At 42.0% G+C, this 19,120-nt stretch carries 26 protein-coding genes; all 26 read right to left on the bottom strand.

The window, feature by feature from the left end; all coding sequences use genetic code 11:
* Positions 1-42: 42 nt before the first annotated feature.
* Positions 43-423 carry a hypothetical protein gene (locus tag PTRA_RS06380; RefSeq protein ID WP_058373111.1) on the bottom strand — a complete coding sequence of 127 codons (381 nt, stop codon included), beginning with the start codon at positions 421-423 and terminating at the stop codon, positions 43-45.
* 53 nt (positions 424-476) lie between these two features.
* The gene (locus PTRA_RS06375; RefSeq protein ID WP_058373110.1) at positions 477-1,688 is read right to left on the bottom strand and encodes a N4-gp56 family major capsid protein; all 1,212 of its coding nucleotides are present in this window, start codon (positions 1,686-1,688) and stop codon (positions 477-479) included.
* Positions 1,689-1,697: 9 nt separating this feature from the next.
* Positions 1,698-2,795, bottom strand: a complete 1,098-nt coding sequence (locus PTRA_RS06370) for a hypothetical protein (RefSeq protein WP_058373109.1) — start codon at positions 2,793-2,795, stop codon at positions 1,698-1,700.
* A 64-nt stretch (positions 2,796-2,859) separates the two neighbouring features.
* Complete coding sequence (locus PTRA_RS06365) at positions 2,860-3,249, bottom strand: RyR domain-containing protein (RefSeq protein ID WP_069188185.1); 390 nt, start codon at positions 3,247-3,249, stop codon at positions 2,860-2,862.
* 2 nt (positions 3,250-3,251) lie between these two features.
* The gene (locus PTRA_RS06360; RefSeq protein ID WP_058373108.1) at positions 3,252-5,348 is read right to left on the bottom strand and encodes a portal protein; all 2,097 of its coding nucleotides are present in this window, start codon (positions 5,346-5,348) and stop codon (positions 3,252-3,254) included.
* 3 nt (positions 5,349-5,351) lie between these two features.
* A complete protein-coding gene (locus tag PTRA_RS06355) occupies positions 5,352-7,085 on the bottom strand; it encodes a terminase large subunit (protein ID WP_083497502.1) in 1,734 nt (577 codons plus the stop codon).
* The gene (locus PTRA_RS06350; protein WP_058373107.1) at positions 7,085-7,792 is read right to left on the bottom strand and encodes a hypothetical protein; all 708 of its coding nucleotides are present in this window, start codon (positions 7,790-7,792) and stop codon (positions 7,085-7,087) included. Before PTRA_RS06350 ends, PTRA_RS06355 begins: the two co-directional genes overlap by 1 nt.
* Positions 7,771-8,061, bottom strand: coding sequence for an HP1 family phage holin (locus tag PTRA_RS06345; protein WP_058373106.1), 291 nt, complete (start codon positions 8,059-8,061; stop codon positions 7,771-7,773). Before PTRA_RS06345 ends, PTRA_RS06350 begins: the two co-directional genes overlap by 22 nt.
* Positions 8,054-8,245: a hypothetical protein gene (locus PTRA_RS19415; RefSeq protein ID WP_470381982.1), complete on the bottom strand. Its 192-nt coding sequence runs from the start codon at positions 8,243-8,245 to the stop codon at positions 8,054-8,056. Before PTRA_RS19415 ends, PTRA_RS06345 begins: the two co-directional genes overlap by 8 nt.
* Complete coding sequence (locus PTRA_RS06340; RefSeq protein ID WP_058373105.1) at positions 8,166-8,672, bottom strand: hypothetical protein; 507 nt, start codon at positions 8,670-8,672, stop codon at positions 8,166-8,168. Before PTRA_RS06340 ends, PTRA_RS19415 begins: the two co-directional genes overlap by 80 nt.
* Positions 8,653-9,147, bottom strand: coding sequence for a lysozyme (locus PTRA_RS06335; protein ID WP_058373104.1), 495 nt, complete (start codon positions 9,145-9,147; stop codon positions 8,653-8,655). The genes PTRA_RS06340 and PTRA_RS06335 overlap by 20 nt, the downstream gene beginning before the upstream one ends.
* On the bottom strand, positions 9,131-9,481 hold the full coding sequence (locus tag PTRA_RS06330; RefSeq protein WP_058373103.1) for a Gp49 family protein: 351 nt from the start codon (positions 9,479-9,481) through the stop codon (positions 9,131-9,133). Before PTRA_RS06330 ends, PTRA_RS06335 begins: the two co-directional genes overlap by 17 nt.
* A gap of 204 nt (positions 9,482-9,685) precedes the next feature.
* Positions 9,686-10,471: a hypothetical protein gene (locus PTRA_RS06325; RefSeq protein ID WP_058373102.1), complete on the bottom strand. Its 786-nt coding sequence runs from the start codon at positions 10,469-10,471 to the stop codon at positions 9,686-9,688.
* Positions 10,472-10,544: 73 nt separating this feature from the next.
* On the bottom strand, positions 10,545-11,420 hold the full coding sequence (locus PTRA_RS06320; RefSeq protein ID WP_058373101.1) for a hypothetical protein: 876 nt from the start codon (positions 11,418-11,420) through the stop codon (positions 10,545-10,547).
* 1 nt (position 11,421) lies between these two features.
* A complete protein-coding gene (locus PTRA_RS06315; RefSeq protein ID WP_058373100.1) occupies positions 11,422-11,796 on the bottom strand; it encodes a LexA family protein in 375 nt (124 codons plus the stop codon).
* Positions 11,789-12,520, bottom strand: a complete 732-nt coding sequence (locus tag PTRA_RS06310; protein ID WP_058373099.1) for a hypothetical protein — start codon at positions 12,518-12,520, stop codon at positions 11,789-11,791. Before PTRA_RS06310 ends, PTRA_RS06315 begins: the two co-directional genes overlap by 8 nt.
* A 322-nt stretch (positions 12,521-12,842) precedes the next feature.
* Positions 12,843-14,084, bottom strand: coding sequence for an HAD hydrolase-like protein (locus PTRA_RS06305; protein ID WP_058373098.1), 1,242 nt, complete (start codon positions 14,082-14,084; stop codon positions 12,843-12,845).
* Between the two features lie 8 nt (positions 14,085-14,092).
* Entirely contained in the window at positions 14,093-15,085 is a 993-nt protein-coding gene (locus PTRA_RS06300; protein ID WP_208855522.1) for a DNA-processing protein DprA, read from the bottom strand.
* Positions 15,086-15,204: 119 nt separating this feature from the next.
* Positions 15,205-15,765: a DnaJ-like cysteine-rich domain-containing protein gene (locus PTRA_RS06295; protein ID WP_058373096.1), complete on the bottom strand. Its 561-nt coding sequence runs from the start codon at positions 15,763-15,765 to the stop codon at positions 15,205-15,207.
* A 1-nt stretch (position 15,766) separates the two neighbouring features.
* Positions 15,767-16,141 (bottom strand): RusA family crossover junction endodeoxyribonuclease, encoded by a 375-nt coding sequence (locus tag PTRA_RS06290; RefSeq protein ID WP_058373095.1) that lies wholly within the window; start codon positions 16,139-16,141, stop codon positions 15,767-15,769.
* A complete protein-coding gene (locus PTRA_RS06285; RefSeq protein WP_058373094.1) occupies positions 16,138-16,440 on the bottom strand; it encodes a DUF1364 domain-containing protein in 303 nt (100 codons plus the stop codon). The genes PTRA_RS06290 and PTRA_RS06285 overlap by 4 nt, the downstream gene beginning before the upstream one ends.
* On the bottom strand, positions 16,427-16,879 hold the full coding sequence (locus tag PTRA_RS06280) for a recombination protein NinB (RefSeq protein ID WP_058373093.1): 453 nt from the start codon (positions 16,877-16,879) through the stop codon (positions 16,427-16,429). Before PTRA_RS06280 ends, PTRA_RS06285 begins: the two co-directional genes overlap by 14 nt.
* Positions 16,876-17,199, bottom strand: a complete 324-nt coding sequence (locus PTRA_RS06275; protein WP_058373092.1) for a hypothetical protein — start codon at positions 17,197-17,199, stop codon at positions 16,876-16,878. The genes PTRA_RS06280 and PTRA_RS06275 overlap by 4 nt, the downstream gene beginning before the upstream one ends.
* 9 nt (positions 17,200-17,208) lie before the next feature.
* On the bottom strand, positions 17,209-17,622 hold the full coding sequence (locus PTRA_RS06270) for a hypothetical protein (protein WP_058373091.1): 414 nt from the start codon (positions 17,620-17,622) through the stop codon (positions 17,209-17,211).
* Positions 17,619-18,197: a replication protein P gene (locus tag PTRA_RS06265; protein ID WP_058373090.1), complete on the bottom strand. Its 579-nt coding sequence runs from the start codon at positions 18,195-18,197 to the stop codon at positions 17,619-17,621. The genes PTRA_RS06270 and PTRA_RS06265 overlap by 4 nt, the downstream gene beginning before the upstream one ends.
* Entirely contained in the window at positions 18,197-19,105 is a 909-nt protein-coding gene (locus PTRA_RS06260) for a replication protein (protein ID WP_058373089.1), read from the bottom strand. The genes PTRA_RS06265 and PTRA_RS06260 overlap by 1 nt, the downstream gene beginning before the upstream one ends.
* Between the last annotated feature and the right edge of the window lie 15 nt (positions 19,106-19,120).

Below are 19,120 nucleotides of genomic sequence, written 5' to 3'. Positions count from 1 at the left end.
CCGCAAACGCAGGGCTAGATTTAAACGTGTATCGAAAAAGGCTTAGTAACCTTTGTAGCGGTACTCAATTTGCAGTACCACTTCGCCGGTAGCTGCGCCAGTGCCGGTATTCTTGACCACTAAGTCGCTAGGACCTTCATCGCCAATGTAGTGCGGCTTAATGTAAGTGACGCCGTTGTCCGCTGCTACTGTTGAGAACGCAGCTAAATCGGTTGAGTCGCCATTGCGATTAACCACTTGTGCTGTCACTTCTGTATCAGCACCAAGCGCTTCATTAACAATGCGAACGGCTGTGATTTGTGTACCGATAGGTAGGTTTGCAGACGCAACCGCCACGCCACTTACTGCTAAAGCTGATAATGCCAGGGTAACGCTGTGCATTGATAAATTGCCCGCAGCGCCTTTGTAAAATGTTTCTTTCATGGTGTTATTCCAATTAGTTAACGAATAAAAGGCGACCTAAGCCGCCAGCTAAATTAAAGCGTAACGGCGGTATCAAGGACCATAGTGCCGTAATCGTTTACGCGGCCTGTCTTATCAGAGAAGCGTACTTTCTTACAGCCATTCATCCATACGATTGCTGTTTCATTGGCGTTGCCATGGTCGGTTTTCTCAGTAGTCATAGAGAAGTGCGAGCCTGAATCAGACTTACCGTATGCGTTAGCAAGTGCCTGGCCACCTAATAAGATAGCGCGGTCAATGTCTACGCCTGCAGTAACCTGTTTGGTCGTTGCAAGTCTGTCATTGTTAGACACTGTAACCGTATCGCCTGCATAGAAGCGTACTGGCTTACGATATTGACGAACAAGAATGTTGCGCCACATGATCACATCACCTTTGAATACCGGGTGATTAAAGCCGGTACCACGTTTGATAGCGCGTGATTGTAGCTCTTGCAATTTCTTATCAGTCGCAGAAGCCCATAGGTCACGCCATTGACGCGGAGTAACAAATAGTAAGAAGAACGGTGACTCATTCGCCATCTGATCGGCTTCAAACGTGATGTTCTTCATCGGATTTGATTGCTCTTCAAGAATAAGCGCTAAATCATCTAGCTTTTCTAGCGTCATAATATCCGCAGCATCAATGCTTTCAAGGCTAGTCGCATCACCACCAAAGATATGGCGGTCATATGTAGGTGCCAATACTTCGTTAACCATGATTTCTTTAAACTCTTCATGGCTTTCAAGTGGGATAATAATATCGTCCGGTGCAAACGAACCGCGCGCGCCCGCCAAGTGGTACATAGCCACTTCGTCTTTAAGGTCGTTGTAGTAGTTGCCTAACAGCGTTTTAGCTGTTGTAAGCAAGTTATGCTTAGTACGTTTTTGTGACATTTTGCCACCGCTATCAACCATCTTACGGCCTTGGTCAATGCGCAATTCAAATACTGTCTTGCTTAAGCTCTCGCCTCGGCCTTCTAGTTTTTTATCGCCCATCGTTGGCAAACCGCCTAGATTATGGAACAAGTCCATTTCTACCGCGTCGCCTGCTTGGCTTTGTAAGTCGTTGATCATAACAATAGGTGCGCCCTTTTCAGTTTGCTTTTTGTTATGTGCCGTGTCTGCTTTTGCTGCTTGTGGAGCTGCGCCGGTTAACATATTCACAAACGTATTTTGACGACGAGTGTGGGTAAACAGGGCAGCGCCAAACGCCTTAGCCGCTTGCGCTTTAGTAATTGTGCTCATTTTAATTTCCTAGAGAAAATCTGACGCGCTCTCAAGCATCGCCTCAATTTGCGCTTCGGTCATACTTGCCATTTGATCCGTGATAGTACCGGCATCTTTATCTAGTAAGTTTGCGTTAGCGCTTGAGTCGTTGGCTTGCGAGCCTAAATCAGTTGGGGTATTTGGGATTGGTGCAGACGTTCCGTTGTTGCTTGGCTTAGGCTTATGCTGTTCGCCAAACGCGTTCTGAACACGCTTTTCAACTTCTTTAAAACGTTCTGCTACTGGTTTGTTTGCAAACAATGGGTCTTTTGCGAGCTTGTCATCAATAACCTTTGCCATGTCCCACTTATCAACGTCACTTTCCATCCACTGCTTTAAATGCTGTGAACTAGAAAACGCGGTTTGCACTTCATTTTGTGAAGCGGGTTGCTGTGGTTCTGGCTGGCTCTTGCTGCCGTATTGCTGAATTTGGTTAGCAAGTTCACTAACTAATTCACCTAGCTCTGGGTATTCGTCTTTAATACGATTCATTAGCTCAGGATCTTTAAGCATTTCGCCTGGCAGTTTGCGCGGGTCCATTCCAGCCTCTTTTAACTGGCTGCTGTGTAACTCTGCTACACGCTTGGTTTCAGCAAACTGACTTTCAAGTTCCGCCTTTTCTGTGGTTAGTCGCTCACGCTCTGCTTCGGCTGCTGCTGCTCGCTCTCGCGTTTGTACAAGTACGTCATACGGTAAACTGTGCTGACCGTTCTTGCTGCTTACCTCCGTTGCTTTTACGTAATACTCACCATCAATTTCAACGTAACCCTCTGGCGCTTCACCTTCTTTGGTTGACGACTCCCCTTCTACGTCTGTTTTAGTTGATGCTTCGCTTGCTTCCTGCTTTGGCTCTGCTGCAGGTGCTTCTTCTTTGATTTCTACTACAGGCTCTTTTTCGCCATCTTCGTCACCAAATAGTGTTTCACCTTCAATATCAAGACCAGCTAGTGCTGCCTCGATTTCTTCGTCAGTGCCATTTGCTAATATCTCGTCTAGTTCGTCCACTTTATTACCCCATTGACCATTTAACGTATGGCTACGAAAATTAAAATTCAGGCGTATCGCTGCCCCTGCGAGTTTGTGCATCGCACAAAAAAGCCGCCTTGAGTTAACAAAGCGGCTTAATTTCTGCGTAGTACGTGTTTTTTATCTAGCCTGCGTGAATAGCTTGCTTAACGATAGCGCTAAAAATATAGTCCTTGGCTTGCTGCTCTACTGGTAGGTGATGAAACGGTACCATGCAAGGATGCTGTTTTTTATTGGCGTCTTTCACCTTGCCATACTTCCAGCCAGCAACTACTTTTTCAGCCATCCAGCTTTCGTGTGAAGCGCTTGCTGGTGCGTCAGGGTTTAAAATGTGGAACGCAACGCCTTTAATAGCAGAGTCAACTTGCCATTGTGGGGCCATTTCCCAACTTGGTTGATCTTCGCGTAATGCGGCGCAGTAAGCGCGGTTAACTTCATGGCACATTTTGGCAATGGCCTTGATCTGCTCCATATGCTCTGCCGGTATGTGGTCAAGACTTTCTAGTTGTTTCATCGCTACACCTGTATCGCGTCTAGTTGTTGTTGAATGTTCGCTTGTACGTTTGACTTCATAGCTGCTATTTCAGCGTTACTACGGCGCACTTCACTTAAAATCTTTTCAGTTTCAGCTATCAACTTGTCGTCTTTAACTTCTTCTGTTTCAGTTTTCTTCTGTAATTCAAGTATTTTGACTTTTAGCTGTTCGCGCTCAAGGGCTAACTTTTCCATATTGCCTTGGATCTCTTGCATTTGTAGCTCTTCCATCGCCTGTGCTTTTTCAGCCTGGGCTTGAGCTTGTGCAAGTTCATCTTCGTTCATATCCTCTTGCGGCTTAGGAATGTTTAACGCCTGGCGTAGTGTTGCTAAAAACTCTTCTTTGTTTGGTAGGTCCATCAATTCAACAAACATAGGCATAGTTGCTGCTTGTGCTTCTGGCGGTATCTGGCTCATTACATTGCTTAGTAGCGTTGCTTGCTGCTGTCGATACGTTGGTGTTGCTTTAACCGGTGCTAACGCTAAGTGACCTTTCCAGCGCGCTACATCGTTATCACGCTTGCCACTTTCATTTGGCTGGTTAAGTACAATCTGCTTACGCTTCGCTTTATCGTCGCGATTAGCGGTTACTTGCACGTTGTTTTGCGGCTTTAACTCTTCAATGATGAAAGCCAGTAGCAAGTCGCCTACGCGGTTACGTGAAAAGTGAAAGTTATCATTAAGCTCAGCAAGCGTTGTTGTGCCTTGCTCAACCAAGTTTGCAATGGCTACACCACTTACTGCGTTGCTGTCCTGGCCTAGCATCGAGTTATAAACGCCGGCTGTGTCCTGGATAAGCTTCATATCATTTTGCATTAAGTTAAACTGCTGCGCCGCAATGCCTACATCGTTTTGAATGCTTAACGCATCTGACGCCTTTAACTTGCTTTTACGGTCCGGGTTAAGTGGTATGTACCCGTCCGGCTTTTCGATTTCTTCTTTTAATCGGTCGTTACTTAACTGCGTCGCATCATCATCGGCTATTACTCGTCGTGCTTGTAGTAAGTAGTTAAGACGTATAACGCGTGCGTTAATGCCATCTTGTGCCGGTACCATGCGACTGATCAGTCCATAAGGTTCACCGCTTGCATCTTTTTGATAGCCAATGAAAGGTATTAGGTTATACATGCCGCCAGGCGCTTCACTTGGTCTATCAATAATCCTATGCGGGCCAACAAACCACGCTTCACGCACGTTAGGGAATGCAGCGTATTCAAGAGTAACCTTGCCGCTTTGTACCGCAGCCTGGTGAATATCGTTATTTTTATCGTATTCAATAACACGGCCATCGCTCATTTTAATGATGTGCGCGCGCTTCCATACTTTGTAGTAAATAACTTGCAGCAATACACGGTTGCGAGTTTGGTCCAGCCATTCGCTTTGTCCGCGTGTCCAGCTTTGGCTATCGTGCCAAGCGGAGTGTAATCCATGCTCTTCTACGTGCTTTTTATCTACCGTCTTGTAAAAATCTTCCCACAAATTAACTGAGTTCTTTAAAATTTCTTTGTGGTCCGGAAAAGTAGTAAGGGCTTCGTCCAGGTCTAGCCATTTTTTACGCAGCATCCAACGTGCATCACTGCGATCGGCTTCTTGTGCGTTCCAGTCCCACCACACTTCGCGACGGTGAATAAACTTAACGCGGTAAGCTGCTGCAAAAGGTATTGGATTTTTAGTAACTTCTACCCAACCAATGCCCGCTTTTAACTGGCTAGCGTAAGCATCCGAGCAAGCACGATCAGCATGAGATAAACGCCAGGCGTCTTTAAACTTTTCATTTAATGCTTTCGCTAATTCATCACCGTTTTCATCATCGGCAACAATCATTAGATCTGAACGTGATCGGGCTTCAAGGCCTAATACACCATCAATAGTTGGCCCAATCATGTTGTGCACTATTTCGGGCTGTCCGCGATCGCGTAATACTTTTCTTACCGCTTCGCTTAATTGGTCGCCGTCATAGTACGCACACGCTTTAGTTGCTGGCGTGCGCCAATCGGGTTGGCTGTCAATATCGCCAAGCAGGGTTAACAGCTTATCTAGCGTAAAGCCGTCTTTATTTGATTTTACGTGATCAGCCATCTGTTATCGTGCCATCCAAGAGTTAGGGTTATGGGGTGCTGGTGTATTGTCTTTAATTAGCCGCTTAGGCATTCTTACTCGCATTTCTTGCGCAATTGCATAGCTCATCACCTGATCATCAAACCCGCCAGGCTGTGCGCCCATGCGGCCTTTTTTATCGTAAACAAATGTATTGAGTTCATTAACTGTGCCGCGCCAAACAATGCCGTCTTTGTCGTGAGTAAGCAGCTCATCAAGGCCACTCGTTAAAATTGGCTTTGATTGCGCAGTTGTATTCCAGCCTACTTTGCGGGTTTCTTCGTCCGTATCTTCACGATCAATGTGCTCTTCCGTGTAAATCCGGCTCGTTGGGTAAATATCAACAAGCTCTTGAAGTGTTGCATGACCGTGATTGTTTCGCTCAATGCCGATATAAGCCTTGTTATACATTAATCCGATATGCTTATTTATATGTGCAAACCGCTTAGGGTCTATATGACCAAACCAATGCGCTACCTGTCGCCCGTCTGAACTGGCAACAACGTCTAATGAGCTGCGATCGCCATGTTCAAGTCCTTCTGCAACATCGCCGCCGATCGCATAATCTTCGTTATCGTCGGGTAATTCCCAAATAAGTAGGTACCCAAGCGTTGACTGAGCAAGTTTGTCGCCGCCTCTTACGCTTAAATCAACTTTACCGTTCATTTTTTTAAGCTTGCCGGTGTATGGCTCAATGTCATAAACAATTAATGGCTTAACGCATCGCCCTTCGGCACGCATTAAATCATCGCTATCAAATACTTTACGGCCCGACGTTAAAAAAGCCTCCATCGGTGTAGATGGATATTCCTGCTTCATCTTGCCTTTTTGGTTACGCTCTTTGCCTATGTACCAGCTAATTTGCTCGTCTGTTAGCGTTGCGCCGTTTGCCGCTTCAACTGACGCAAAGTATTTAACTTTTTCCTTTGAAAGTTTTAGGCCGCCTGGTGGTACCGGGGCTACATACTTAGGATCATCAAACCAAGGGTAAAAGTGAAACTTAAAATCTTGCTGTGATAAATCAATCCCGGACGCTAATAGCTCCATCGCATCGACTGACATATCAAAGAAATTGCCGGTTGCGCCTTCGGCTGTTGACTCTACAAATATGTAAGAGTCCTCATGTACGGCGTTAAACGAGCCCGATTGCACTTCATCTGCCCGCAATGGGTAGTTAGCGCATATCTTGCCGTATTCTGATACGTGTAAAACCTGCAGCGTTCCCGAACGAAACGATACTGCAACCCTTATCCACGAATCATTGTTAAATTTAATCCCGGTACCCGTCTTGCTTTTAACTGAGCGCTTGCCCGTCTTTAAGAAATTCGGTAGCCGTTCGTAGGGGTAAAGTATCTTTGACGAGAATATAGCGCCCGCTTCGTCTTTACCCTGAGCAATTACCCCGCACTGCCTGTTATCGTTAAACATGGCATGGTCCAGGATAAAAACCTGTATTGCTGTACTGAAGCCCAATTGCCGCGCTTTTAAGATAATGTTTAAAAACCACATCGTCATAAACAATACGGTTTGCGCTATACGGCAACGAAACAAAACCTCTTGGCCCTTTTCGTTAGCAATGATGTATAAGTTGTTTATGCGCCACCACCAACAATCTAGGTATGGGTCGCAGCGTTCAAACAACTCAGCTTCATCTAAATTAAAGCGCTCTTCTTGCGTAAGCCACGTGCTTTTGGGGTATTTAGCTGTTTTAGGCTGCATTATTGACTAACCACGGTATCTAAACCGCCAGTACGTTTATCAATATAATCATCAAGCTTACTGGTACCGCCTGCTTCTTTGCGTGCTTTAATCGCTTCATGCTCTGAAATTTCTGCCTGGTGCTTGCCGCGCTTAGTAGAATGAACCAGTGCTTTGGTCTGCTGTGTAATTCGTGATGTTTCAGCAATCAATTTACCGCGTGCAAGCGAGTCTGTTTTAATGCTCGATAATGTTTTAGTTATCGACTCAGCTCTGCAAACGTTTCTATCAAGCGACATTTCAGCTTTAAATAGCGACTCATAAAGTCGTGTTTTTGCATCATTGTCTGTTTCAGGGTTATCTAAAAGCTTTTGAATACCCTCAATAGCATCCATAACCATGTGAATGCGAGCGCGGCAAAGGTCTAGCTCATCTTCAAGTGTTGTACCTTCGACAAGTTGATTAATATTGTTTTCAAAATACTTTGAGTAACCACCATGCTTAACTATGCTTCGGTTTCTGGTACCAGGCTTAACGCCAGGTCTTTTTTTACCGTCTTTAGTCTTGCGCTGTTTAGGGGCATTCTTTAAATTCGCTTGCGGTAGTTTTATATATCGCCTGGCGGTGGCGTAATTCAGGCCATTGCTTTCGCAAAACTCAAGAGGCCCGATACCCTTTTCAGCATGCTCCTTTAAAAACAGCTCGTTTAAATCGGCCCATTTTGACACCGGCGATCATCCTTCATTACCCGCTTGTTGTAATGGTTTACATCATCGCCCGACAGTTTTGCCATGCGCGCACGATGAAATTCAGCATCTTCTTTGCGTTTTTGCAGCTCAATCTCAAGGCGGTGCTTTTGACTGCGCCAGTTAATGAAAAACGTTGCGGCTGTAAAGACTATTCCTAACAACAGGGCTAAAGTATTCAATGACATAAGACCGCCAGCAGCAGTGCCGATGCTTGCAGTGTAGCTATACACTGTTGTTTGCTTATCCATTGTCCAATGCCCATTGTTTAATTCGTTTAGTATTTTCATTGCAAGTATCTATCAAAGACTCCAGGTAGCGTGTGTAAGCTAATAAGCTAGCGGTATCGCTAACATTAGAATTTGATTTTGCCACTTCGCACGCCTGGTAAAACACCGCTGGCGGCAGTAGGTACTTGTACTGTGTTTGTACTATTGTTTCTGTTACAACTTTGGGGCTCCGCGTACTTGAGCAAGCTGATAGCATAATCAGGCACGCAATGATTAGCCCAGGCTTTAATTGTGCTGTCATTTGAACCCCTTAGTTTTTGAATGTTTTCTTGTGCGATGTTTATTTGTGAGTTGAGCAATGCAAGCTCATCACTGTGTTGGGCATTAATGGCCTCAAGTGATTTACGCTCTTTCAGTAGTTTTGCGTTGCTCTGCTCTGATAGCTTTACGCTTTGGCTTAAATATTTGTTTGTCTGCGCAGCTTTATCTAAAGCCAACTCTAAATTTTCGAGTGCTTGACCATCTGTTATAGACTTTTTTCTGAGGTTGTTCGCTGAGTAAGTAAGCGCCAGTATCGTGACTATTAACGCAGCTATAATAACTCGCTCTACGCTACCTAGAAATTTCAACATTACTACTAACTCCTTCTAGACACATTGTGCGTTCTTGCTCTCTGCGCTTAACAAGCCCCGTAAGCTTGCGCCCATTGGCATAAACCCAGCGAGTTAATTCATCACACGCTCGTAAGCGTTGATTTTCGTTTAGATATTTTAATAATGTGCTGCGCCTAAAGTTCCCGGCACCTACATTGTAATGAAATGATAAATAAGCCATGTGCTCACCGCGAGTGAGCGGGACCAATACAGCATGGTTTAACTGCTCGTCATGTTCAGCTAAGTCCTGCGCAAACAGATTTAAGCATTCATGCTCTGTATATTCCTTACCTGCGATAGCTGTAGCAGTATGCCCAAAGCAAGCTGTTTCAATGCCAACAGGGTCAACATAACCAACCAGCTCTTTACCTTCAAAGTTAGCAACCGTTACACCAACCGCAGCAAGAACACCTGTCAGTCCAAGCGCGATTAGGCTTTTAGCTTTTATAATCATAATGACCGGCCTGAATGAATTGCGATAAAGCGTAACCCTCAAGCTCCCACAGTTTATTGCGCGTTTCTTTTTCGCATTTCTCAATACAATACTTAACGCCCTTTTCAGCATTAAAATTGCGCTTATCTACACATGCCATTGTGGTGGTGGCTAAAGTAAACTCTGTTAGCCCAATTGGTAGAACGCTAACAACAAGCGTTGTTGTAGTCCCCTCTACTAATGACGGAATGTATCGAACCTGCTGCATTAGCTCTTCAATACGCTCAGGCGTAACTTTTGGAAACACCGCCCCGCTATCTTCAAAGTCTTTACACATTTCTTTATCGCTTGTCATAACGCCCACCTATAAATTTGTTTCGCGCATAAAAAAGCCCAACCGGTGAGGGCTGGGCTTAACTAAGGAATAAAATGGCTAATAAAACCTTACCATTGTGCGCATACGAAAAAGCCCGCAGTTAAGCGGGCTTTTCTAGCTAGGCGTAAAACACCTAACTTGTTGAAATATTAGCAATAAGCGCTATAAAATAAAGTAGATAGTTTATTTATTATTGATTTTCTTTTTCTCTAATTCATATATAGCCTGATTGAAGCGCCATTTAGCTTCTTTTTCATCTATTATACTAATAATATATTTATATCTTTTAGTAAGTTGATTAAGCCAGGCGTATGATCTGTCACTTGAGTCAAACTCCAGCTCAGATAGCTCCCCCATGCTATCTCTAATCACTTTTTCTATTTCTTCCACCTTCTTTTTCAATGGGCCTAATTCATCGCCTAACACCGCCCTACATTTCTCCACCTCAAATAATTTAGTGGAAAGAGCTGTTTTTTCTCTTTCTAGGTCAGATAGCTTTTTTAAATTTAAATTAACTTCCGCTTGCGAAGAAAGTAACTCCTTCTTCGCTTGAATCTCACTTTCTTGAGCTTTAATGTTATCGTTGACGAGCTGGTGCTGCTTCTCCTTTAACTGTGCAACCTCATCGACCAACTTTTGGTATTGAGCTTCAGTAACCATTTTTTTCCAGTTCAGCTTATTAAGCCAAAGGTTTAACTGATGTTCTGCAAATTGTTTTATTATCTCTACCGCATTATTGAGCCACGGAACAACACTTATAACCGCAACTGTAATTAAAACAGGAGTCAGCACTTCCCACTCAAAAGGTAAGCGTACAAGTTTTATGCTTGGCTTTAGTGGTTCATATAAAAACCAATAAATCAATTTCCAGTTCCAAGTACACGATACCCAAAAAAAAGTGAATAGAAACGGGCTAGCTAATCGCTCTCGAAATAAGTCTAATGTACTGCTATCATTTTGGTTGTTCATTTTACGTCCTTTTAAAACAAAAATCCGCTCAGTCATAAACTAAGCGGATTTCTTCAACATGGGAAATACTATATCAGGATTGGGGGGTTTGCAAGCTCTTAACTTCGACTTGATAGGCAACACTCTCGTCTAGCAAGCGTAAAATGTTATCTTCTATAGAAGATAACCTCTTATGGGACTCAATAAAATTATCAACCCCTGGGAAGGCAATTAACTTTAAGAATGCTTTATTTATAGATTTAATGTTTTTATCAAAGTCTTTTATGTAGTGAATTAAAAATATTCTATTGATATCTATACCAAGTTGTAGCTGGAAATTTTTTACATAATAATCTGCAAATCCATGTGCCTCTCCATATTCTAGTCTCACATTTCTATTTCTATATTCCTCGCTAGAAATATAATCCATAAAGCAGTTAAAGTATAAAAAGTAAAACTTTTCAATTTGCTGAATTGTTTCATCATTGATGATTAAAGATGGGTTTTTAGTCGTGCTGTTTTTAAATAGGAACCCATAACATATAACTGAATCAATATTATTAAATACAGAATGCTCAACAGCCAATAATTTCTGACAATATTTATCAAATTCTTCATGTGTTTTGTAAAAAAAATTTACTGAATTGTTAACCTCAGTAATCAAGTTGCTTTTTGCCTTTTGCTTTGACGAATGGAACCTCGCAACCATAACGCCAAAAACAATGCTAAGTGGCAATAAAGATATTGGAAATGAAAAATATTTAATAAATGCTGACACTTCTGATTGTGAAAATCCCAATCTAAATCCGCCATCGCTCCATAGCTGTAAAGAGAATATAATAATTATTGCGGCCGAAAACACAATAGGTAGAAATATAGCCAGCCTAAAAGAATAGTTCTTGTGCAATCCTTCACTCTCATCAATAGCAAAAACTTGCTTGTGCTTTGGTTTTTTTTCTGTATTACACATGCTAAATAGTATCCTTTATATTTCCACGATGCATGCGAACTGAGCTGCTAACTACACCCTCTAATGTAAACTCGTCACCCTCCTTGAGTTTATAAGGGCCGTACTCATCACTTGCAGATAAAAGCAGGTTATTTTTAAGGTCTGCTATTTTGCAAACATACTGGCCGTTAAGTACAGCAACGATCACATCACCAGGCTCTACACTTAAGCTTCTATCAATCATAAGTAAATCACCATCGAATATGCCAACACCTTCCATTGAGCGACCACTGGCGATGCCGTAGAAAGTGGCGTTTTTGTTTTTCTCAATTAAGCCTGATACGCCATGAGGTAAATCAAGATATAAATCAGCTTTGTTAAAATTACTATCAAGCATCCTTGAATAGCCCGTCTTTTACTGGGTCTGCGATATACATTAACTTAAAGCCATCATAACCAGTGGCGGCACTAAGTTTATCAAATAATTGGCTGGCGTTTTTGTGCATGTTTTCATCTATCGTTAGCATGAAATTAATCTCTGTTATTAAATCAAAATCTAAATGCTCGATCTCTATTGCGAATGGGCTTGCCTTTGTCATAACTTCAAATTTGAGCTGATTTAATTTTTCCTTAATTGCGTAAATTTGAGGCTTTAGTTTTTCAGCTTCCTCTTTAAATGTGGGCAATATGAAATCCAAAAAAGGCGCAAGTTGAGCTGGTGTGGCGTTTTTAGGTGTCCCTTCGAAATACTTTAACGCTTGGCTGGAGAGCTTATGATAATTATTCGGAGTTATTTTGGTAAAGCTTTCAAGAAATCTCTTCTCAATATACATCGTCTTAATTTCATGAATAGTAAAGTAGTATTCAGAAAGTGACAAAAGAAGCTCTTGAGCTGAGCTATGTTTGCTCTGGTCTAACCAAGAGCTACTAGTAAGCCAAGCAGCAATTAATAGCATGTTTGTTGTATAAGCAATGAGTACTGTAAATACAGCAATAACAACATCACTTAAACTGCCCCAGCTACCTCCTTTAACAAAAAAACCGTAAGCAAAAATTATGACCAGAACTAATATCACGTAAGTGAAAGTTATCCATTTAAAGCACCTTCCAAATTTCTCCATTATTCGCCTTCTCCTTTTTAGCAGTTTCGTCCATAGCTGTTAATTTATGGGTAACACACGCTGCCTTAGCGTCATTTTCACTTCATGCTTTAGTGCGCAGCAGGTGCACTCATGCGCATTATGTCGCAGTAATTGCGCAACTTATATGTGCGCAGTGGTTATTTTTAAATATTTTCAATGAGTTATTTGTTTTTATAGTGCGCAGTTATCGCTATACCTGCAATCTTTGCAATCTGGTGTAATGCACTCGTTAAATGTTAATCAAACACGAAGCTACCTTTACTGCTAATTATTGAATCTGTATCTGAAAACACTATCTAGCTTATGGCCAATCCCAATTAATGTACTGTTCTAATTGGTCTGCTAACTCTTCAGATGCGGCACCATCAACATGGTAGACGTGGTAATTATACTGCTGTCCAACAGGCACGTTTTGAAACGTATTAGCTTGATATGGGTTAAATGTACCAGGGTCGCCAATAGTAAAATAATCCGTGTTAATAGTTTTTAACCACGTAACCAGTATTGTCTTAGCTCGAGTTCTCTCAACATACTTTCTTGCAGCTTCGAGCGAATAACCTTTTGTGCATATGTCATCGACCAACAAAAGCGTTTTTCCATTAGCTAAAGGGGATTTCTTATAGACTGTTGTAAAGTTTTTTGTTGGGAACTTATTAAGCTTGATTGTATTAAGTTGATTATGATGATCTAAATGAACACGTTGATTTCTAGCAGTCTGAGATTTCAAAGCGGTTGTGTGGCGCTCTATGACATTATGTAAGTAACCTTTTCTAAAGCATTTAGCAAATGTCATAAGCTCATCATTCATTTTGTCATTGCCTACACTGGCTCTATGCCCAGGATAAGCTGCAACAAAGTCAATTCGTTTATGAATCCCAGTAAAGTACATACTCGTGACTAGTGCACCAAGCCAAAAATCAACATCACCTCTCCCCAAAAACTTAGCTGCAGCGCGCGCATTTTCTGAGTACTTCCTAAAAGCTTCTTTATAAGTGCTAAAAGGTGCTAACGCGTAATACTCTAAATCACCATCTTTTATTTCATGGCTCCAAAAATGCTCACGTAGACACAATGTATCTATGAACCTGGCAATTTCTTTTACCTCGTTAAACTCAAAGCCATAATCTGTATTATTTGCATACCAGGTTCCACGTAAAAATAATATATCTCCATTTAATGCTGTCCGCATGTCATCATCACTACTTCCTATATAGATAACTTCGTTTGATTCCCATCCCATTTTATCTAAGACATACTTAGTTGCTGCAGCTTGTGGCTTTGGTGGCACCTCGGGATTGCGTAACCTTGTAAATACAACAAGCTCATCGAATATTTCTTCTAGGTATTCGTACAAATCCCTTGGAACTCCACGATACGTAACAGTTCTTCTTCTATTTGCCAAAAGTACAGGTGTTATTCCACGGGTTTTGAAGTAATTCATAAGCTTTCTTACTTCAGTGAATACATCATTATCTATATTTCCAACATTTAAGATTGTATTCTCTACACTTAGTATTACACCTTTAAGTTTTTTTGCTGCCATGCTACTTCCTATATATCCATTTGAATTTGATTATTACCTTCACCTGATTCAACAACATGAGTTAACTTGTCATAGGGGTGAAATATGAAGTCAATAAGCGCTCCTGAATGCTCAGGGACGCAAAATGTTAACCCTAAAGGGTAAGAACGAACTAACTGTAGCTCATCATTATCAACCGTGTTCGGCAAATGAGGCATAACAAGAAAGCGATTATATTCTTTGGTAAAATTAACTGTGTGCGCAGTACCACTTTTAACCTTCCACTCTACTGGTATAATTGTCTCAGCTAATCCAGCTTGAATTCGATTTCGGCGAACAAAGTTTTGAGCGCTATAGCTTTGACCTATTAGATATTCTGAAACTATGGTTCCTTCATTAGCCAATATTTCTGCTCTTATAACTTCAGAGCCTTTAGGGTAATTGCTATCTATACCGGTACCAAGGACCGCTATTGTCGGGATTTTGAACCGCAATGAATCTATGTGAGCCTTTTGGTCAATCCCCTCAGCAAGGCCACTCACTGATACTAATCCTCCCTTAGCCATAGCCGCAACTACTAATGTAGTTAGCCATAACCCTTCTTCAGTCGCTTTCCTACTGCCTACAATGGCAACAGATCTATTATGTAAATTAGCTAAATTACCCTGAATAAAAAGCCACATTGGTGGCTCTGGGATAGATCTTAATTGTTTTGGGAATATCTCTTGATCATAAAAAATGACTCGGATATTTTCACGTTGACATTTTCGCGCAAGTTCAACACCTCTGACCCACAAATCTTTCTTATATTGCTCCCAACTCTCTTCCGACTCAATAGCCGAATCTTCTAACTTTAGCCTTAAGGTTTTCTCAAAATATAAGTAGTCATCTGTTTTAATTAAATCTCGAAAACTGATCTTTTTAGCAGCAATTTTATATAGAGTTCTAAAACCAATACCATGGATGGACTGTAGTGCGTAGAACGCAACTATTTCCAATTTCCAGTATTCGTTCTTATCCATAATTTACTCTCCAAAAATATAAATTGCTGGTCCATCGTAATAGACACATTAACATTATCAAATATATTTATATTATGCTTTCTTTATAATAAAATTTAACAACCACTTTTAACTTTTAATTAAGCAACCTCCCCCATTTTTACCCGTATATTTTTAAATATATCGCTTTCCCAGCCGGCTATTAAGCGCAGTAGCTCTTTCGTAATGTCATCATGGCTGTCAGTATAGCTTTTATGTCCGATGCCTATAATCTTGCATCTACTGCGTGTTGATACTGGCTTTCGTCCTCGCCCATGGCACTTAATGCAAATCTGAGCATCTAGGTTCGTTGCTACTTGCCCTGGAGCTAATCCACTACCGTCACATTCACCACATACAGGCTGTACAAATTCATAAACCGCTGACATTACTATGCCGTTTAACGTTTCAGGCTTAACCTTATAGCGTTTTATCTTGATAAATAGCGTTATGTGCATTGTAAGTGAGCGTATAACACGATTAAGCCTTGTTTCTTCCCCTACATAACGAAAGTAAGCCCAATTTGTTTGGCAAGATGGCAAGCCGGCTAAAGCATGTGCTGCTGTTCGCCAATCTATAACGTCTTGCCCACTACCGCCAAAAGTGCCGGTAAGGTTTAGTGTTTTCGTTGTTAACTTAGACAGTAGCTTAATTGGCTGCATGTTATATTTCCTCAATGCTCAGTGTAACTTTTCCGCCTTTGACTATTCCACTGTGGATCATGCGATAGTCTTTTATCTGCGTATCATCTTCATAGACACCAGCTTTTTGCATTGCATCAAATAAAGACTTGCTTAAGTTATCAATGTCACGCCTACGTCTATCCGGCACATAAATGTGTATAACTAGCTTTAAATCTGCTTTAAGCTTTTTATGGGCTTTTTGCTCGCGCACTAACCAAAACACTTGTTCAGCAAATGCCTTGCCTTCATCGCTTACGCGCGTTATCACCCGACCTTTATTGCCTGCAACGCGCTTTACTGTTGATTTCCAGTAATGGTTAACTGTTGGCGGGTACGGCAGAGTTAAGTTAATCATTTAGCCACCCGTATTAATTCTTGCTCTAGTAAAAGCTTTTGCGTTCTAACCATGCCCTCATATGCGTAAACCTGTACTTCGCTTGCATTGTCTTGGCGTACTCTTCTGTCAATAACATCATGGCAAGCTGAGCATGCGTAAGTAGCGTGTATATCGTCGCACTTCTGCCCCATGCCTGAACCCTTGCCAACATGAGCAAGTATTACGGTTTCATTATTGCGATTGCATACGCTAGGTATACGCACCTGGCATTCTTGGCCGCGTGCGCTATTGCGTATTTTTTTACTAATGAGCGACATTGTTTGCCTCCCCATACATAGCCAAGTGATATAAGTCATCGGGTTGCGGTAGCATTAACTCTAAATATTCAGCGCAATACTGCTCCATCCAATTCAGGTATTCGCAAAATTCTTTGGTGTTTAACTTGCGCGTGCGCTTGCGAACAATAATGGGCTCCTCGTTACCGGCCTGAATAACCTTTACGCCAAACTTTTTACGCACAAATACTTCGTGCACGTCCTCAGAGCTATTTTCTTGCCCAAAGTGTTCACGAAAGTGATTAGCTATCTCCTGGTTCCATACCCACAACAATCTGTTTTGAGCTAAAGAGCGTTTTGCTTTGTGCTCTTTAAACTCAACAACAACGTTTTTGCCTTGCTTTAAAATATCCCGTATGGCCTTGCCTACTTGCGGCATTAAGTATTGGACATTTGTAACAGTTAAAACTTTTTTGCTCATTGCGCGGCCTTACCTTGTTTTTTACCTGGCCCCGTCTTAGCTTCGCCTTCTTGCGCCGCCACTGCTTCTTTTTGTGCCTGCACTAAAATGTGTGCGCCAATAGTTAGAAGTACATCGCGCATCTGTCTATCTAGCTGGTTTTTATCTGCTAGCACTGCAACCGCCTTGGTTAGATTGCCAAACGCTGCATCATGGTTTACCTGTGCGCCACCTTGAATTGCTTTTGCAGCCTGATCCTTTGCGTTTGTGATAAAACCATCGCAAAAAATCTCGCCGGCTGCTGATAACTGAGTGAACGTGCTTTTTTTAATTGTCGTCATAATTTGCTCCTAAGCGGTCTTTCTTGCGTTATTGAATGTTTTTTCCAGCTCTGCATTAAGTGAATAACCTTGATTGGCTGGCACTTTGCTCGATGTAAAATTACCAGGGTTAGCCTTAATATTGCTTTGCCTGGCTGTTTGCTTTGTTCTTGCCTGTGAAGCGTAGTGGTTTCTACCCTGCTCTTTTTTATCCTTGATATACTGCGGCACGCTATCAACGCCACACGCCTTAGCTGCGCGAGCCATTGCCCTGTTAGCTTCGGCAGTAGCAAAACCAAGCTGCTTTGGTGTTGGGTTTTTAATCCCCTGTAAAGCTGCTAACCTTGCTTGCTTCGCATCTGCCAGGGCCGATTGATAGTGAACACCTAAAATCTCTTTTAGCGCTCTAATAAACTCTTTTTGATCTTGCTCGTATGACTTCATCGCCCCACTCCCGCATATCTCAAATAAGCCGGCAGTGCGTTATATTCGATTTTCAGTGGTATCGGGCCTAGCTCACCTTTGCCATACTTATCAGCCAATTCCGTGTAACGGTTTTTAGCCATCTTCTTCCATGCGCTATCAGTCAACGTTGCACGCGCAGCAGCAATTTGCTGGTTAAGCCAATAAACTAAAGGCTCTGACCAATCCTTGTCTTTTCCGTAATTTTTAATGCGCTGTTCGTTTATCTCGCTCATGCAGCTATCGAGCGTTGGCATACCCTTCGCTTGTAGGCATAAAATTTTAAATTCAATTGGGTTTGGTGCGTGTCTCTCGCTTGTTGAAAGTAATCGGGCCATATCTAACGCAGCTCTTACGTGCTTAGCGATGATCCCCATACCGTAAAGCTGCCCAGCATATTCATTTGCAAATAAAACAAGGTTGCCGCGCCAGTTAAAATCACTGTTTGGGTAGTACGCTTTTAGTGATGGCAACACCTCATCGCTGATCAGCTTAACCAGCACATCGTTAGTCTGCCGCTTGTCTGCGCTGTGGATTGTTGAAACTTGAGTGTTCATCAAAGCACCTCGTCATCGTGCGGAGTTGGAATGTGGGCCACTGAATGCTGCAAAGCTGCCAGTTGATCGCCAACGAACCTAGATTGACTGCCAAAGCTCTGCGATGAGTTTTGATTTGAATTGGCTATCCAAGAATATTTAAATCCCTGCCAGTTTCGCGTTATGCACTCGGATAAACATTCATCGACACTGAGCCCGTTTTGAAAAGCAATTTGAAACTGAGCCCCAAAGTTGTTAATCACGGTTTGACTAACGCTCGCTTTTTTGGATTTACGCATAGCAATCCAATCATCAAAAATTTGATTGCTAGGCATGGCTGGCCAAGTAGAAAAATCTAAAGATTCAAGCAAACTTTTTTTGTTTATTTTTTTATTATTATCTTTTGTATTAGTTTCTTTTCTTATGTGGCAGTCATTTTCGACTAGTTTTTTAGTCGTTTTTGACGAGTTAGCTAGTCGTTTTTGACTAGTTTTAGGGGTATTTTTAACTAGTCGTTTTTGACTAGTTTTTAGTTGGTTTTGACTAGTCTCTATTTCTTGCCACTCACTAACAACAGGGTTAATTCCAGTGTTTTTACCATCACGAAATAACACTTTCTTAGCGATCAAACCTTTAATTATTTTCCCGATATTCGTACTATCAATTCCGGTCAAGCTGCTAATTTGCGTATTAGTCATCCAGTCATTTTTTTTCTGCCAGCGATACGTTTTACTGATCACAGCAAACACAATTTGATACTCGCGCGCACTTAGCTTCACCGGTGGGTTTGCAAGCGTGTCAGTTAGCTTTTGGGCTAGCCTGTCATAACCTTGCTCAATATCTGCTTTCACATAACCACCTGTGTCATGTTGATTAATTTCGCTCCCTCGTTTATCAGGGAACTTGTAAACTTCTGCTAAATTGCTCATACTTACCTCGTTGAA

The organism is Pseudoalteromonas translucida KMM 520 (assembly GCF_001465295.1).
GTDB classification, from domain to species: domain Bacteria; phylum Pseudomonadota; class Gammaproteobacteria; order Enterobacterales; family Alteromonadaceae; genus Pseudoalteromonas; species Pseudoalteromonas translucida.
This window is presented reverse-complemented; position numbering and strand designations above follow the sequence as displayed.

What these genes read in the sequence shown, in the direction of transcription:
- PTRA_RS06380 (WP_058373111.1), bottom strand. Translation starts at nt 423, where the DNA reads ATGAAAGAAACATTTTACAAAGGCGCTGCGGGCAATTTATCAATGCAC.
- PTRA_RS06375 (WP_058373110.1), bottom strand. Translation starts at nt 1,688, where the DNA reads ATGAGCACAATTACTAAAGCGCAAGCGGCTAAGGCGTTTGGCGCTGCC.
- PTRA_RS06370 (WP_058373109.1), bottom strand. Translation starts at nt 2,795, where the DNA reads ATGCACAAACTCGCAGGGGCAGCGATACGCCTGAATTTTAATTTTCGT.
- PTRA_RS06365 (WP_069188185.1), bottom strand. Translation starts at nt 3,249, where the DNA reads ATGAAACAACTAGAAAGTCTTGACCACATACCGGCAGAGCATATGGAG.
- PTRA_RS06360 (WP_058373108.1), bottom strand. Translation starts at nt 5,348, where the DNA reads ATGGCTGATCACGTAAAATCAAATAAAGACGGCTTTACGCTAGATAAG.
- PTRA_RS06355 (WP_083497502.1), bottom strand. Translation starts at nt 7,085, where the DNA reads ATGCAGCCTAAAACAGCTAAATACCCCAAAAGCACGTGGCTTACGCAA.
- PTRA_RS06345 (WP_058373106.1), bottom strand. Translation starts at nt 8,061, where the DNA reads ATGGATAAGCAAACAACAGTGTATAGCTACACTGCAAGCATCGGCACT.
- PTRA_RS06340 (WP_058373105.1), bottom strand. Translation starts at nt 8,672, where the DNA reads ATGTTGAAATTTCTAGGTAGCGTAGAGCGAGTTATTATAGCTGCGTTA.
- PTRA_RS06335 (WP_058373104.1), bottom strand. Translation starts at nt 9,147, where the DNA reads ATGATTATAAAAGCTAAAAGCCTAATCGCGCTTGGACTGACAGGTGTT.
- PTRA_RS06330 (WP_058373103.1), bottom strand. Translation starts at nt 9,481, where the DNA reads ATGACAAGCGATAAAGAAATGTGTAAAGACTTTGAAGATAGCGGGGCG.
- PTRA_RS06325 (WP_058373102.1), bottom strand. Translation starts at nt 10,471, where the DNA reads ATGAACAACCAAAATGATAGCAGTACATTAGACTTATTTCGAGAGCGA.
- PTRA_RS06320 (WP_058373101.1), bottom strand. Translation starts at nt 11,420, where the DNA reads ATGTGTAATACAGAAAAAAAACCAAAGCACAAGCAAGTTTTTGCTATT.
- PTRA_RS06315 (WP_058373100.1), bottom strand. Translation starts at nt 11,796, where the DNA reads ATGCTTGATAGTAATTTTAACAAAGCTGATTTATATCTTGATTTACCT.
- PTRA_RS06310 (WP_058373099.1), bottom strand. Translation starts at nt 12,520, where the DNA reads ATGGAGAAATTTGGAAGGTGCTTTAAATGGATAACTTTCACTTACGTG.
- PTRA_RS06305 (WP_058373098.1), bottom strand. Translation starts at nt 14,084, where the DNA reads ATGGCAGCAAAAAAACTTAAAGGTGTAATACTAAGTGTAGAGAATACA.
- PTRA_RS06300 (WP_208855522.1), bottom strand. Translation starts at nt 15,085, where the DNA reads ATGGATAAGAACGAATACTGGAAATTGGAAATAGTTGCGTTCTACGCA.
- PTRA_RS06295 (WP_058373096.1), bottom strand. Translation starts at nt 15,765, where the DNA reads ATGCAGCCAATTAAGCTACTGTCTAAGTTAACAACGAAAACACTAAAC.
- PTRA_RS06290 (WP_058373095.1), bottom strand. Translation starts at nt 16,141, where the DNA reads ATGATTAACTTAACTCTGCCGTACCCGCCAACAGTTAACCATTACTGG.
- PTRA_RS06285 (WP_058373094.1), bottom strand. Translation starts at nt 16,440, where the DNA reads ATGTCGCTCATTAGTAAAAAAATACGCAATAGCGCACGCGGCCAAGAA.
- PTRA_RS06280 (WP_058373093.1), bottom strand. Translation starts at nt 16,879, where the DNA reads ATGAGCAAAAAAGTTTTAACTGTTACAAATGTCCAATACTTAATGCCG.
- PTRA_RS06275 (WP_058373092.1), bottom strand. Translation starts at nt 17,199, where the DNA reads ATGACGACAATTAAAAAAAGCACGTTCACTCAGTTATCAGCAGCCGGC.
- PTRA_RS06270 (WP_058373091.1), bottom strand. Translation starts at nt 17,622, where the DNA reads ATGAAGTCATACGAGCAAGATCAAAAAGAGTTTATTAGAGCGCTAAAA.
- PTRA_RS06265 (WP_058373090.1), bottom strand. Translation starts at nt 18,197, where the DNA reads ATGAACACTCAAGTTTCAACAATCCACAGCGCAGACAAGCGGCAGACT.
- PTRA_RS06260 (WP_058373089.1), bottom strand. Translation starts at nt 19,105, where the DNA reads ATGAGCAATTTAGCAGAAGTTTACAAGTTCCCTGATAAACGAGGGAGC.